This window comes from Mesorhizobium sp. M0909 (genome assembly GCF_040319515.1).
GTDB lineage: Bacteria > Pseudomonadota > Alphaproteobacteria > Rhizobiales > Rhizobiaceae > Mesorhizobium.
The window spans coordinates 276,921-290,257 of sequence record NZ_JAMYOA010000001.1 but is presented as its reverse complement, the minus strand read 5'-3'; the positions used below and the strand labels follow the sequence as shown (position 1 = coordinate 290,257).

Genomic DNA, 13,337 nt, shown 5'->3' with positions numbered 1-13,337 from the left:
CTGCCCGGGATGCCGGGCGATGCGACGGTGTTGAACCACGAGGCCGCGACCGAGCGCTTTCGCGAGGTGGTTCTGCCCCATCTCGCGGATGCGCTTGCGCTTGCCCGCTGGCTGACGGGCAACGCCGCCGATGCGGAGGATGTGGTGCAGGAGGCCTGTTTGAAGGCGCATGCGGGCATCGCCGGCTATGCCGGCGGCAATGCGCGCGCCTGGCTGCTGGCGATCGTGCGCAACGCCTCTTACTCCTGGCTGGCGCGCAACCGGCCGCGCAGTGTCGTCGCCGTCGGCGACCTGAGCGACCTCGATGACGTGACGGCTGCATATGTCGCCGGCCTGCCGGATACGGATAATCCTGAGGCAAGCCTGATCGCCAAGGCCGACACGGCCGCACTCGAGGCGGCGATCGCCGCGCTGCCGCACCAATTTCGCGAGACTGTGGTGCTGCGCGACGTCAACGGCCTCAGCTATCGCGAGATCGCGACGCTGCTTGGCGTGCCGCTAGGCACGGTGATGTCGCGGCTGGCGAGGGCGCGCGGTCTGCTTATATCCCAACTTGGGAGGGCGCTATGAGCGCGCACAACGATGGACTGCCCGATGACCCGGCGGGCGTGGCGCTGATGATCCATGCCTTGGTCGATGGCGAGCTCGACGCAGCGGCAGCATTGGCTGTCGAGCGACGCATCGCGGCCGACCCGGCGCTCGCCGCCGAGCATGCCCGCATCGTTGCGCTGCAGACGGTCGTCAGCGGGCTGACGAGGCTCGATGTCCGTGAGGATTTCAAGGCTCGCATCGCTGCAATCGGGACAGCCGGTATGGAGAAAGTGCTGCCGGCGCCGGCGCCCGCCGCTCGAGTGCTGCCAGCGCACAGGGCGATGCACCGATTTGGCGCGTTCGACTGGCGCGCGCTGGCGGCGTCGATCGTCGTTACGGCCGTGCTGGCCAGCGGCGCGACGCAATGGATGATGCTGAGCAGGGCGCCCGACAGCTTTGCTGCCGCGGTCGCCAGCGGCCACCGTCGCAGCCTGCTGGCAGCCAGCCCGGTGGACGTCGTCTCGTCGGACCGGCACACGGTCAAACCCTGGCTGGATGGCAGGGTCGGCCTGTCGCCGCCGGCACCTGACCTTGCCAGTGACGGCTTCGCGTTGCTCGGCGGCCGGGTCGAGGTGATCGCCGACCAGCCAGTGCCGGCACTGGTCTACAGGCACCGCGAGCACCTGATCACTCTCGTCGCCGCGCCCGAGGAAACCGGCTCGACAGCCGGACCGGTCGATCTTTCTGCTGGTGGCTTCTCGCTGGTCCACTGGAGCGACAGCGCCTTTTCCTACTGGGCGATTTCCGATACCGAACGGCCTGAACTTGACGACTTCGTCAACCGCTTCCGAGCAGCGGCCGCCCGATGACAGACCGCCCAAGTCCATGTGCGTAGCCACGCAGACGGCACAAGCGGCTTTGCCGTTTCCGGCCATCCTTGCGGCTCCCCTCGATTTCCGCTAATGCGCGCCTTTGCCGCCGGAGAGCAGAAGCTTGGACGATCACCGCGCCGACGTCGCCATCATCATGGGCAGCCAGTCCGACTGGGCGACGATGCGCCACGCCGCCGAAACGCTTGAGGCGCTTGGCATTTCGCACAAGCGGCTGATTGTCTCGGCCCACCGCACGCCCGATCGGCTCTATGAGTTCGCCAAGGGCGCCAAGGCGGCCGGCTACAAGGTGATCATCGCCGGTGCCGGGGGTGCGGCGCATCTGCCCGGCATGACGGCGGCGATGACGCCGCTGCCGGTGCTCGGCGTGCCGGTGGAATCAAAGACGCTGTCGGGCCAGGATTCGCTGCTGTCAATCGTGCAGATGCCGGCCGGCATTCCGGTCGGCACTTTGGCCATCGGCAAGGCCGGCGCTGCCAACGCTGCCCTTCTCGCCGCCGCGGTGCTGGCGCTGAGCGACGAAAAGCTCGCCGCCCGGCTGGATAGCTGGCGCGCCGCGCAGACCGCCAAGGTGGCCGCCGAGCCCACGGACGCGCCGTGAGCCTGCCGGCGGGATCGAGCATCGGCATCATCGGCGGCGGCCAGCTCGGCCGCATGCTGGCGATGGCCGCGGCCCGCCTCGGCTATCGCATCGTCGTGCTGGAGCCGCAGCCGGATTGCCCGGCGGCACAGGTCGCCAACCGGCAGATCGTCGCCGCCTACGACGACGCGGCCGCGCTTGGCGAGCTGGCTGCGGCCAGTGCCGTCGTTACTTATGAATTCGAGAACGTTCCGGTCGCGGCTGCCGCGGCACTTGCCTCTACGGTGCCGGTCTATCCGCCGGCACGCGCACTGGAAGTGGCGCAGGACCGGCTGGCGGAAAAGAAATTCCTCAACGGTATCGGCATACCGACCGCGGATTTCAGTCCCGTCGACAATGACGAGGAACTGACGGCTGCGCTGAAACAGTTCAACGGCAGCGGCATATTGAAGACGCGCCGCATGGGCTATGACGGCAAGGGCCAGCGTGTCTTCCGCAACATGGAAACAGGCGGCTTTGCCGGCACTTGCGAGGCGATGGGCAACGTGCCGTTGATCCTGGAATCCTTCGTCACCTTCGAGCGCGAGATTTCGGTGATCGCCGCGCGCGGCAGCGACGGCTCGCTCGCCGCCTACGATCCAGCGTGGAATGTCCATCGCAACGGTATTCTGCACAGCTCGACGCTGCCGGCCGGAGTAAAATCCGAGACGGCTGCTGCGGCTCAAACGGCGGCGGCAGAGATCCTTGCAGCGCTCGACTATGTCGGCGTCATCGGCGTCGAATTCTTTGTCCTTGCCGACGGTTCGCTGTTGGTCAACGAGATAGCGCCGCGCGTCCACAATTCCGGTCACTGGACGGAGGCCGCCTGCACCATCTCGCAATTCGAGCAGCACATCCGCGCCGTCGGCGGCCTGCCGCTGGGAAATCCCGCCCGGCAGTTCGACTGCGTCATGGAAAACCTGATCGGCGACGACATCCGGCGCGTTCCTGAGCTGCTCGCCGAGCCCGATCTGATGCTGCACCTCTATGGCAAGGCCGAGGCGCGGCCCGGCCGCAAGATGGGCCATTTTACGCGCGTGAGCCGCCGCAGCTAGAGCATGATCCCGAACCGAAGGTCCGCGCTAGCGAAAATTGGAATCCGGTTTCGGAAAAGATCATGCTCAAACATAAAGTTAGAACCTAAGCTTACTGGATGTCGCCGCTCTCGTCCTCGTCGGGGCTGGCGCAGCTCACATCGCCTTCTGCGCAGGTCGAATCGGCGGTGAGCTGCTTGGTGCGATCGTCGGTCAGCCGCGTCAGGCATTCCGATATCAGCATCGGATAGATCGAGCCGCCTTCGCTGTCCGCGGCGGAATAGCGGCATTCCGCGTCGCGAAAAGCGATCCAGGCGCGCTGCGCCGTCTGCAACAGCTTCCTGGCTTTTGCGTCACTTCCGCCGATGAGATCCTGGTAGGCCTTGTTGAGCTTGGCGTCGGCGGATTTGTAGTCCGCTTCGGCGCAGATGTTCATCATCTGCTGGCTGTCGTCGTTGCGGTCGCATTCCTGCGCATGGGCAACAGAGCCTGCCGCGAGGACGACAAGACAGGCGGACACAAGAATTCGGCGCATGACGATCTCCAATTCGCAACCGCATCATTCCAGCCGTCGCAAGCCTGCGCAATGCCGCAAGGCGCCAGTGGCGGATATTTGATGATACGAAACGGTCCGTATCGTTTAGGCAACGCGCTTGCGGTTGACACGGGCAACGCTCCTCGTCTATGAGCCACGCACAGTTCAAAGGCGCGTCTGTGGGCGCGCCTTAATAGTTCGGCCCGTGACCGGGCCCAGACCGATGGGCAAGACCATGAAAATCAAGAATTCGCTCAAGGCGTTGAAGGCGCGTCACCGCGACAACCAGCTGGTTCGTCGCAAGGGCCGCGTCTACATCATCAACAAGACCGCGCCGCGCTACAAGGCGCGCCAGGGTTGAGTTTTCGACGGAGGCTGCGCGCCTCCGTTCGCATGATACGACTCTCACGCTAAATTCAGTTTGACGATCCGGCGTCGGGGGCTAGATTCCCGCGATGCGGATTCTTTTTGCATTTTTCACGGCTTTCCTCGTTTCCGGCGCTGTCTCGCTGCCGGCGTGGGCTGAAGATCCGACCACAACTCCGCCGACAGCACCTCCGGTCGTCAAGACGAAACAGGCGCGGCTCGATCAGCTGTTTGCCGATCTCAAGCGCGAACGCAATGAAAAGGCGGCCGAGCGCATTGCCGGACGCATCAGCAGCGAGTGGTCCCAGTCGGGCAGTGCCTCTATCGACCTGATGATGCAATGGTCGCAGAAGGCAATCGAAAACCAGAAATTCGATGTCGCGCTCGATTTCCTCGATCAGGTGGTGACTTTGCGGCCGACCTATGCCGAAGGCTGGAACCGGCGCGCCACCGTTCATTTCATGATGAAGAACTACGGAAAATCGATGGCGGACATCGACCGCACCCTGCAGCTCGAACCACGCCATTTCGGCGCGCTTTCGGGCCTTGCTCAGATCATGGCCGAAACCGGCCACAAGCAGTCGGCACTCGAGGCCTGGCAGCGCGTTCTCGGCATCTACCCGATGATGCGCAGCGCCCAGGACCAGGTCGCCGCACTTTCCGAGGAGCTTGCCGGCGAAGGCATTTGAAGCCAGTAGGGCAATAGGGGAGTAAGGCAGTATGTAAGTGGTGTAGATTGCACTGCGGAACGCATGCCCCCTACTCCCCTACCCCCCTACTCCCCTACTCCCCTACTCCCCTACTCCCCTATAGGCCCGATCTACGCCGCTTGCTTCCGTGACGAGTTTCTCCACAAGCGCGGCGGCTGGCATCTGCCGCAGCTTCGCAACGCCCTGCCCGGCCCAAATGGGCAAGAAGTCAGCCCGCTTGCTTTCATCCTTTGCCATCGAAAGCGGCATGACCAGACTCGCCTGTAGCGGAAACGCCAGCGCAGCATCTTCCTCACCAGCCATTTCCATCACAAACCGGTTGCGCACCACGCGCGCCGGGCGGCCAGTGAAGCAGCGAGTCACCGACGTGCTCTCGTCGTTGGCCGAGCGCAATGCTGCGCGATAGACTGGCTGCACATTGGCTTCAGGACAGGCCAGGAAAGCCGTGCCGATCTGCACACCAGATGCACCAAGTGCAAAGCTGGCAGCAATGCCGCGACCGTCGAAGATACCGCCGGCGGCAATTACAGGCACCCGCACGGCATCGACAATCTGCGGTACGAGGGCCATGGTGCCGGCTGTGCCGATCGCAGGGTCGCCAGTGAATGTGCCGCGATGCCCACCGGCCTCGTATCCCTGGGCGATAATGGCGTCCACCCCTCCTGCCTCAAGCTGGCGCGCTTCCGAGACGGTGGTAGCCGAACACAAGACAGTACAGCCGGCCGCTTTCAACTGCTGCACAATTGCGGTGTCGGGTAGGCCGAAGTGGAAGCTGACCACCTTCGGGCGCAGCTCGAGCACAATTTCGAGACGCTCACGATCGAAGGTGGGGAAGGGCTCGCCCGGCTCGGGCACCGGTCCGAGGCCGACCTCCTCATAGCAGCCGCGAAGGCGGTCGCGCATAGTTTGGGCAGCCGCATCATCGCGTGCCGGCGCCGGGTGCGCAAAGAAGTTGACGTTGACCGGACGATTGGTGGCGTGCTGTGTCGCCGTGAGCTGCTCGCGGATAGCCGCAGCAGGCAGAATACCGCATCCGAGCGAGCCTAGTGCCCCGGCATTGCTGACCGCCGCCGCGAGTTCCGGTGTGGTGACGCCGCTCATCGGCGCCTGGATTATCGGGTGCTCAATGCCGAGGAGTTCCAGAAGATCAGTGCGCATCCACATTGGATCACCCTCCTCTTTCTCCCAGGAGAGATTAGCTTAACTGACTTCCAGCTCAAGTCGGACAGGACCTTCGAACCGCCGGCTGCAGACCGATGCAAGTTGGCGGAGTTCGGCGTCGATCCTAACCCAACTGCCGTCGATGCACCGGGCTGGCGCCGTGTTTACGACGCGCCATGCAGCCGGCCCATCCGGCAGCCGCCGCCGACATTAGCGTCCGACTTCCGATCCGACATAGGCGATGCGCAGCATGTTGGTCGAACCGGGCGTCCTGAGCGGAACGCCGGCCGTGATGATGACGCGGTCGCCGGGCTTGCCGAAACCTTCGTCGAAGGCGATGCGGCAGGCGCGATCGACCATGTCGTCGAGGTCGATGGCATCGGGAGAAACGACGCAATGCGTGCCCCACAACAGCGACAGCCGCCGCGCCGTGTTGAGGATCGGCGACAATGCGACGATCGGCACTTGCGGCCGCTCACGCGCGGCGCGCAGGCCCGTTGTACCCGAGGCCGTGTAGGTGATGATGGCCGACAGCTTCAGCGTCTCGGCGATCTCGCGGGCAGCAAGCGAAATGGCGTCGGCGCCGGTCGCTTCCGGTTCCGAGCGCTGCGCGTTGATGATGCCGGCATAGGTCGGGTCGGTTTCGACCTTGGTGGCGATCCGGTTCATCATCGCCACCGCTTCGACCGGGTAGGCGCCGGCGGCGGACTCCGCCGAAAGCATGATCGCGTCGGCGCCTTCAAACACGGCGATCGAGACGTCCGAGACTTCGGCGCGGGTCGGCACCGGCGCGGTGATCATCGATTCCAGCATCTGCGTGGCAACCACCACAGGCTTGCCGGCGCGGCGGGCGGCGCGGGTGATCTGCTTCTGAATGCCGGGCACGGCTTCGAGCGGCATCTCGACGCCGAGATCGCCGCGGGCGACCATCAGCGCATCCGAAAGCTCGATGATCTCGGCCAGCCGGGCGACGGCCTGCGGCTTTTCGATCTTGGCCATGATCAGCGCCCGGCCGCGCGCGATCTTGCGCGCTTCGGCCAGGTCCTCGGGCCGCTGCACGAAGGACAGCGCCACCCAGTCGACGCCGGTTGCCAGAACCGCGTCAAGATCCCGGCGGTCCTTTTCCGTCAGCGCGCCGACCGGCAGGTCGGTGTCGGGCAGGCTGACGCCCTTCTTGTCGGAAATGGTGGTGCCGGCGACGACGGTGCAGACGATCGCCTTGCCGTTGCTGCTGACCGCCTTGAGCTCGAGCTTGCCGTCGTCGATCAGCAGGCGATGACCGGCCTCGACCGAACGCAGGATTTCGGGATGCGGCAGGTAGACCCTCTTCGAATTGCCGGGCTCGGGATTGTCGTCGAGCGTGAAGGTCTGGCCGACGGTCAGCACTTCTTTGCCGTTGGCGAACTTACCGACGCGCAGCTTTGGCCCTTGCAGGTCGGCGAGAACGCCGATCGGCCGGCCGACCGCCTCCTCGACAGCACGAATGCGGCCGACAAGCGTCCGCATCAATTCATGGTCGGTGTGGCTCATATTGATCCGGAACACGTCAGCGCCGGCTTCGAACAGCTTCTTCAGCATCTCCTCGGACGAGGAGGCCGGACCGATGGTGGCGAGGATCTTGACCTTGCGGCTACGTCTCATTGACTGTTTGTTCCCGGGGCGGCTGCAGCGCCATCCGTTGCGGGCTCGTCAGTCAGCTGGACCATCCAGCTTGCCTGCTCGCCCGTGTCATATTCCTGAAATCCGGCGCGCTGAAAGCCCCGGGCGACGCAGTCGGTAACGCCGGCGATCTTGAACTCTTTTTCGGCCACGCACATGTTGATCGGGCCATCCCAGCGTCCGCCGCGCTCGGCGTCTTCTGCATAAAGATAGTAAAACCTTGATGACAACGGTCCCTCGATGAGCGTCTTGCAGCTCGATCCTTCGATGTGCCACCAGCCTTCGGTGATCCAGCCGGCCTTGGCGCGATAGCCGATGCCGACGCCGACCAGGTTCTGCGTGGCGTTGCAGACCCGGAAATCGGCCCGTGCCGGCGAGGCCGTGATCACCGCGAAAAGGCCCATTGCCGGTATCAGGAGCGGCATGGCCAAGGCATGGCGCACACGCAGCCTGCCGGCGAAACCCATCCTGAAACCCCTCAAGAACCACATTTGCATCTCTCAACGCCCCTTTTCGGAAAAGTCCGTACGCATGTCAACGCGCCGATCTGTCCAATTCCAATCGATTTAGAAGGCTCCGGCGCGCTTGCGATCGCCCCTGCTCAGTTTTTTGGCAGAAACCGTGGCCAAACAACGGCATTGCGCAAGCGTTCTCTTCGTGGAATGACGATACCACCCTCCCAGGAAGCCCGCGAACAGACCTTTCCCGCCGATGACCCGATCCACAGTTTTCGCGCCTTTCGACATCGTCGAAGGCGACCGCAAGCGCGGCATGGTGCTTTTGGCCGATCATGCTCGCCGCGACCTGCCGGAGGAATATGGCAGCCTTGGCCTGCCAGCGGCGGAGTTCGATCGCCACATCGCCTACGACATCGGCGTCGAGACTGTAACCCGCGAACTCGCAAGTCTGCTCGGCGTTCCGGCGGTGCTTGCCAATTTTTCACGGCTGCTGATCGATCCCAATCGCGGCGAGGACGATCCAACGCTGATTCGCCAGCTCTATGACGGCACCATCATCCCGGGAAATTATCCCATGGCGCCGGAGGAACGCGAAAGACGTCTGGACCGCTTTTACCGCCCCTATCATGATGCCGTCGGCGCCATGATCGCCTCGGTGGCGCAAGCGTCCGCGCAGGCACCTTTCATCTTTTCGGTGCATTCCTTCACGCCGACCATGCAGGGCTTCGTGCGGCCGTGGCACGTCGGCATATTATGGGATCTCGACGATCGCGTTGCGCGGCCGCTGATCGACATGCTCACCAAGGACAAGAGCCTCATCGTCGGCGACAACGAACCCTATGACGGCGCACTACGCGGCGACACCATGTTCAGGCACGCCATCGTCAACGGATTTGCCCATGCGCTGCTCGAGATCCGCCAGGACCTGATCGCCGACCTTAAGGGTGCCCTCGACTGGGCCGAGCGGCTGGCGCCGATCGTTGACGCGATCGATCGACGTGCCGATATACATGCGGTGAAAATATTCGGCTCGCGCACCGGACCGGTGTGACGAAAGGCCCAAGGGACGCCAAAGACATGACCGAACTCAGCGACGAACAAAAGCGCGATTTCGAAGCCGCTGCCTTCCGCCGGCTGGTCGCGCATCTGCGCGAGCGTTCCGACGTGCAGAACATCGACCTGATGAACCTCGCCGGCTTCTGCCGCAACTGCCTGTCCAACTGGTACCGCGATGCGGCGCAAGCCGAGGGTGTCGAACTCAGCAAGGAACAGTCGCGCGAGATCATCTACGGCATGCCCTATGCCGAGTGGCAGGCACTGAACCAGATCGAAGCCTCCGATGCCAAGAAGGCCGAGTTCGAGGCAAGGCGCCCCAGGAATCACTAGGGGGGAGGACGCCGTGCCTAAGATTGACGTTGCCGACGTGCCCGGACGCAAGGGCTCATCCTATCCACCGCCGTTCGATGCACCCTGTGCCGAACGCGTGCGGCAGCGGCTGGGCAACGCGGGCGGGCTCACCGACTTCGGCATCAATCTCATGCGCCTGCCGCCGGGCAACTGGTCGAGCCAGCGCCACTGGCATTCGCACGAAGACGAATTCGTCTACGTGCTTGAAGGCGAGCTGATGCTCGTCGAAGATGCCGGCGAGACGGTGCTGCGCGCCGGTGACTGCGCGGCCTTTCCGAAAGGATCCGGCAACGGCCATCACATGATTAATAAATCGGGCGCGATGGCGATCTATCTCGAAGTCGGTTCGCGCTGGCCCGACGACGTCGCCACCTGCTCCGACATCGACATGATGAGCGCCAACGCTGATGGCCGGTTTGTGCACAAGGATGGCGCGCCTTATCCCGAGCCGTAAGGATTTCGGAGTGGACCGCCGAGATGGTTGGCCGACGCGAGAGGACGTCGCGTCTGGTCCAAGCACTTTCGGCAAAGAGCGCTTGACTGTGAATTGAATCGATCTAATTTGCCGCGCGAAGCCATTTCCGGACCGGATTCTACCCGATGGACGCGCAGAAAATGACGCAGACCGCGATTCGTGGACGCTGGGCAGTGGCCGGCATCTTCCTCGCCAATGGATTCCTGACCGGGAGCTGGGCGCCGCAGATCCCGGTGTTCCTCACCCGGCTGGACATCAGCAAATTCACGCTCGGCCTGTTGATTCTGTTGTTCGGGGCAGGGGCCGTAACCGCCATGACCTGGTGCGGCCATCTGATCTCGAAGCATGGCTCGCGCACTGTGCTGCGCTGGTTCGGACTTGCCGGCAGCTTCGGCCTGTTGGTCGTGGCTCTGGCCCCCAACGTGCCCTTGGCGGCAATCGCCATGTTCATCTTCGGCGGTTCGATCGGCGGCATGGACGTCGCCATGAATGCCAATGCAGTGGCAGTCGAACGGCGGCTGTCCCGTGCCATCATGTCGTCCTCGCACGGCTTCTGGAGCCTTGGCGGTTTCGCTGGCGGCGCTTTGGGCGGTTTCGCCATCCAGAACTACGGTCACCTCGCCCATGCGACGGTGGTGACGGCTCTTGCCTTTGCCGTCATCGCCGTAGCGATCCGCTACCTGATCGCCGAGGACAAGCACCCAGTCGCCGAGCACCACAAATTCGCGCTACCGGCAAACCCGCTGGTCTATCTGGTTGGGCTGATGGCACTGCTGACGATGATCTCCGAAGGTGCGGTGCTCGACTGGGCGGCGCTGTATCTCAGGCAGGAGCTCGGCGCCGATCTTGCCATCGCAGGCCTGGCCTACGCCGCCTTTTCCGGTGTCATGGCCGTCATGCGCTTCCTTGGTGATGGCGTCCGCAACCGTTTCGGGGCCGTTACGACGTTGCGCGCCTCGGCTCTTGCCGCTGCTGCCGGCATGCTGGTGGCCGGGCTGGCTCCCTCGCCGTGGCTCGCCATTGCCGCCTTCGCCTTTTGCGGCCTCGGCATTGCCAACATGGTGCCGATCATCTTTTCGGCCGGCGGCAACCAGGAGGGCATGGCGTCCGGCACCGGCATGAGCGTCGTCACCACAATGGGTTACTCAGGCATTCTGGTGGCGCCGTCGGCGATCGGCTTCATCGCCGAACACTCGAGCTTCGGCCCGATCTTCGTCGCTCTGTCCGGGCTGCTGATCGTCGTGCTGTTGATGGCCGGCCTCGCTCACCGCGCTGAATTCGCAGCCGAGGCAGCACCGGCTGAATAGCGCTTGAACTCTTCGTAGAGGAAATCCGCGACGCGGCGGATGCGGACGCTTGTACGCACGTCGCGGTGCATGGCGAGCCACACCGGCAGCGTCGGCAGCGGAAGACCCGGCAGCACTGTCTCGACCAGCGGATCACGGTCGGCGAGCGGCTCCTGGCCAAAGCCGATGCCGTTTCCCGCCCGCACCGCTTCCCACAGCACGATCTGATTATCGGTCCTGAAGCGGAAGGCATTGCGGGCAAGCGGGACGCCGAACTGGGCAAAGCCGCGAATGATCTCATCGCTGCGGTCGAAGCCGACCAGATCATGGCCGGCGAGATCGCGGGCCTCGCGCGGACGGCCACGCCGGTCGAGATAGGATTTTGCCGCGCAGGCGCGGAGCGGAATGTCGGTCACCTTGCGCGCGACCAGTTCATTCTGCGCCGGCTTGACCATGCGAATGGCGATATCGGCATCGCGACGCAGCAGATTCTCGACCTGGTTCGAGGCGACGATCTCGACCTCGATACCCGGCTCCTCGAAACCAAGCCTCGCCATCATTTCCGGCAGTACATAGGCGGCCACCACTTCGCTGGCGGCAATGCGCACCGTACCCTCTATCGCCTCGACCGATCCCAGCGCCAGCAGCGAAAAGGCGCTTGCCTGCTCGCTCACCGCGCGACCCTGTTCAAAGAGCGTGCTGCCTGCTTCCGTGAGCGCATAGCCACGCCGCCCACGCCGGAACAGGGTGACGCCGAGCGCCTGTTCCAGCTCGGCGATGTGGCGGCCGAGCGTCGGCTGGCTTGCGGCAAGTTTTCGCGCGGCGGCAGACAGGCTGCCGGTCTCCGCCACCGTGACGAAACTCTTGATCAGGTTCCAATCGATATCCATTCAAAATTGAATATCAGATCGCCAGCTTTAGTCAATTTTCATTCGCTTGCGAAGAGACCACAACAGGGTCGCAACACAAACACGGAGACGAACAATGACCAAGATCGCAATTCTCGGCGCCAACGGCCGGCTCGGCCGTGCGGTGGCCAAGGCCTTCCTCGATGCCGGCTACGATGTCCGCGCCGTCACCCGCGGCGGCAAGGTGCCGGCCGAGCTCAAAGGCGCCACGGCAATCGCCGGCGACGCGCTCGACCGCAACGCGCTGATCCGCGCCACCGAAGGCGTCGACATCATCTTCAACGGCCTCAACCCGCTCTACACCGACTGGGGCAAGTGTCTGCCGATGGCGGAGAACGTCATGGCTGCCTGCCGGGCGAACGGCGCACTGCATCTCTTCCCGGGCACCGTCTACAATTACGGCTCGCCGATGCCGGCGGTGATCGCCGAAGACACGCCGTTTCGCCCGACGACGGAAAAGGGCCGCATCCGCGTCGCCATGGAAGATCTGTTTCGCCGCGAGGCCGACGCGGGTCGGGTGCGCACGATCCTGCTGCGCGCCGGTGATTTCTTCGGCGGCACCGGCAGCGGATCGTGGTTCGATCTGGTTGTCGCCGCCAAGATGACCAAGGGTATCTATACGGCACCGGGACCGGTCGATCTCGTGCATGAATGGGCCTATCTGCCCGACCTGGCCAAGGCCTTCGTCGGGCTGGCTGACAATCTCGACAAGCTCGGCTCATACGAGGCGCTGAATTTTCCTGGCCATGCGGTGACCGATCTGGACATCAAGGCGGCCGCGGAGAAAGCGCTCGGGCGCGCGCTGAAGCTGACGAAGATGCCGTGGTGGGTGCTGCGCGCCGGCAGCCCGTTCGTGGCGATGTGGCGCGAGATCGTTTCGATGTCCTATCTCCGCTTCGAGCCGCACCGGCTGGCTTCAGCCCGGCTGGAAGGCATTATCGGTACGATCCCGCACACGCCGCTGGAAGATGCAGTATCGGAAGCGCTTGAGGATATCGGCGTCGCCACAACCAAGCCGGTGCAGCAAGCTGCCCAATAAGGAAGTTGAAAAAGACGGATGGTCTGACGGTCATCCGCCGCTTGTCCGGACCAATGATTGCGCTCAGATCCGGCCCATCAACAGCAGCACCAAGACAACGATCAGGATGACGCCGACGATGCCCGATGGGCCGTAACCCCAGGACCGAGAATGCGGCCACGCCGGAACCGCGCCGATCAGGATAAGAATAAGAATAATGATGAGAATGGTGCTGATCGTCATCAGAAAATCCTCGCTTTGAGGTTGCAATGACGAAACA

General features: G+C 63.8%; 17 protein-coding genes. 11 read left to right on the top strand and 6 right to left on the bottom strand.

Annotation, left to right across the window (positions count from 1 at the left end; translation table 11 throughout):
* Window positions 1–9: 9 nt before the first annotated feature.
* The 4 genes from NKH83_RS01425 to NKH83_RS01410 all read left to right on the top strand — a co-directional run bounded on the left by NKH83_RS01425 (window position 10) and on the right by NKH83_RS01410 (window position 3,095).
* Window positions 10–570 carry a sigma-70 family RNA polymerase sigma factor gene (locus NKH83_RS01425; RefSeq protein WP_352801740.1) on the top strand — a complete coding sequence of 187 codons (561 nt, stop codon included), beginning with the start codon at window positions 10–12 and terminating at the stop codon, window positions 568–570.
* Window positions 567–1,400, top strand: coding sequence for an anti-sigma factor family protein (locus tag NKH83_RS01420; protein ID WP_352801738.1), 834 nt, complete (start codon window positions 567–569; stop codon window positions 1,398–1,400). Before NKH83_RS01425 ends, NKH83_RS01420 begins: the two co-directional genes overlap by 4 nt.
* A gap of 124 nt (window positions 1,401–1,524) precedes the next feature.
* The gene (gene purE / locus NKH83_RS01415) at window positions 1,525–2,022 is read left to right on the top strand and encodes a 5-(carboxyamino)imidazole ribonucleotide mutase (protein ID WP_352504988.1); all 498 of its coding nucleotides are present in this window, start codon (window positions 1,525–1,527) and stop codon (window positions 2,020–2,022) included.
* Window positions 2,019–3,095 (top strand): 5-(carboxyamino)imidazole ribonucleotide synthase, encoded by a 1,077-nt coding sequence (locus NKH83_RS01410; RefSeq protein ID WP_352801736.1) that lies wholly within the window; start codon window positions 2,019–2,021, stop codon window positions 3,093–3,095. The genes purE and NKH83_RS01410 overlap by 4 nt, the downstream gene beginning before the upstream one ends.
* A 91-nt stretch (window positions 3,096–3,186) precedes the next feature.
* On the opposite strand, the gene NKH83_RS01405 is transcribed toward NKH83_RS01410, so the two are convergent.
* A complete protein-coding gene (locus tag NKH83_RS01405; protein WP_352801734.1) occupies window positions 3,187–3,609 on the bottom strand; it encodes a lysozyme inhibitor LprI family protein in 423 nt (140 codons plus the stop codon).
* Between the two features lie 235 nt (window positions 3,610–3,844).
* On the opposite strand from NKH83_RS01405, the gene ykgO reads away from it, so the two are divergent.
* Both ykgO and NKH83_RS01395 read left to right on the top strand, forming a co-directional pair.
* On the top strand, window positions 3,845–3,970 hold the full coding sequence (gene ykgO / locus NKH83_RS01400) for a type B 50S ribosomal protein L36 (protein WP_006327841.1): 126 nt from the start codon (window positions 3,845–3,847) through the stop codon (window positions 3,968–3,970).
* Window positions 3,971–4,064: 94 nt separating this feature from the next.
* Window positions 4,065–4,664 carry a tetratricopeptide repeat protein gene (locus NKH83_RS01395; protein WP_352801732.1) on the top strand — a complete coding sequence of 200 codons (600 nt, stop codon included), beginning with the start codon at window positions 4,065–4,067 and terminating at the stop codon, window positions 4,662–4,664.
* Between the two features lie 102 nt (window positions 4,665–4,766).
* On the opposite strand, the gene NKH83_RS01390 is transcribed toward NKH83_RS01395, so the two are convergent.
* The 3 genes from NKH83_RS01390 to NKH83_RS01380 form a co-directional block, all read right to left on the bottom strand.
* The gene (locus tag NKH83_RS01390) at window positions 4,767–5,849 is read right to left on the bottom strand and encodes an NAD(P)H-dependent flavin oxidoreductase (RefSeq protein ID WP_352650933.1); all 1,083 of its coding nucleotides are present in this window, start codon (window positions 5,847–5,849) and stop codon (window positions 4,767–4,769) included.
* Window positions 5,850–6,056: 207 nt separating this feature from the next.
* The gene (gene pyk, locus NKH83_RS01385) at window positions 6,057–7,487 is read right to left on the bottom strand and encodes a pyruvate kinase (protein ID WP_254816515.1); all 1,431 of its coding nucleotides are present in this window, start codon (window positions 7,485–7,487) and stop codon (window positions 6,057–6,059) included.
* A complete protein-coding gene (locus NKH83_RS01380; RefSeq protein WP_502894192.1) occupies window positions 7,484–7,948 on the bottom strand; it encodes a DUF1036 domain-containing protein in 465 nt (154 codons plus the stop codon). The genes pyk and NKH83_RS01380 overlap by 4 nt, the downstream gene beginning before the upstream one ends.
* A gap of 268 nt (window positions 7,949–8,216) precedes the next feature.
* On the opposite strand from NKH83_RS01380, the gene NKH83_RS01375 reads away from it, so the two are divergent.
* The 4 genes from NKH83_RS01375 (at window position 8,217) to NKH83_RS01360 (ending at window position 11,152) form a co-directional block, all read left to right on the top strand.
* Window positions 8,217–9,014, top strand: coding sequence for an N-formylglutamate amidohydrolase (locus NKH83_RS01375; protein ID WP_352801729.1), 798 nt, complete (start codon window positions 8,217–8,219; stop codon window positions 9,012–9,014).
* 26 nt (window positions 9,015–9,040) lie between these two features.
* On the top strand, window positions 9,041–9,349 hold the full coding sequence (locus tag NKH83_RS01370; protein ID WP_352476145.1) for a DUF1244 domain-containing protein: 309 nt from the start codon (window positions 9,041–9,043) through the stop codon (window positions 9,347–9,349).
* Window positions 9,350–9,362: 13 nt separating this feature from the next.
* Entirely contained in the window at window positions 9,363–9,824 is a 462-nt protein-coding gene (locus tag NKH83_RS01365) for a cupin domain-containing protein (protein ID WP_352476144.1), read from the top strand.
* A 146-nt stretch (window positions 9,825–9,970) separates the two neighbouring features.
* Window positions 9,971–11,152 (top strand): MFS transporter, encoded by a 1,182-nt coding sequence (locus NKH83_RS01360; protein ID WP_352476143.1) that lies wholly within the window; start codon window positions 9,971–9,973, stop codon window positions 11,150–11,152.
* Here the strand turns inward: NKH83_RS01360 and NKH83_RS01355 are convergent.
* Window positions 11,110–12,021 (bottom strand): LysR family transcriptional regulator, encoded by a 912-nt coding sequence (locus NKH83_RS01355; protein ID WP_352476142.1) that lies wholly within the window; start codon window positions 12,019–12,021, stop codon window positions 11,110–11,112. The two genes, NKH83_RS01360 and NKH83_RS01355, sit on opposite strands and share 43 nt — an antisense overlap.
* A 94-nt stretch (window positions 12,022–12,115) precedes the next feature.
* Between NKH83_RS01355 and NKH83_RS01350 the strand changes: the two genes are divergently transcribed.
* Window positions 12,116–13,078: an SDR family oxidoreductase gene (locus NKH83_RS01350; protein ID WP_352476141.1), complete on the top strand. Its 963-nt coding sequence runs from the start codon at window positions 12,116–12,118 to the stop codon at window positions 13,076–13,078.
* 63 nt (window positions 13,079–13,141) lie between these two features.
* Here NKH83_RS01350 and NKH83_RS01345 read toward each other — a convergent pair whose 3' ends face one another.
* Entirely contained in the window at window positions 13,142–13,300 is a 159-nt protein-coding gene (locus NKH83_RS01345) for a DUF3309 family protein (RefSeq protein ID WP_023678456.1), read from the bottom strand.
* Between the last annotated feature and the right edge of the window lie 37 nt (window positions 13,301–13,337).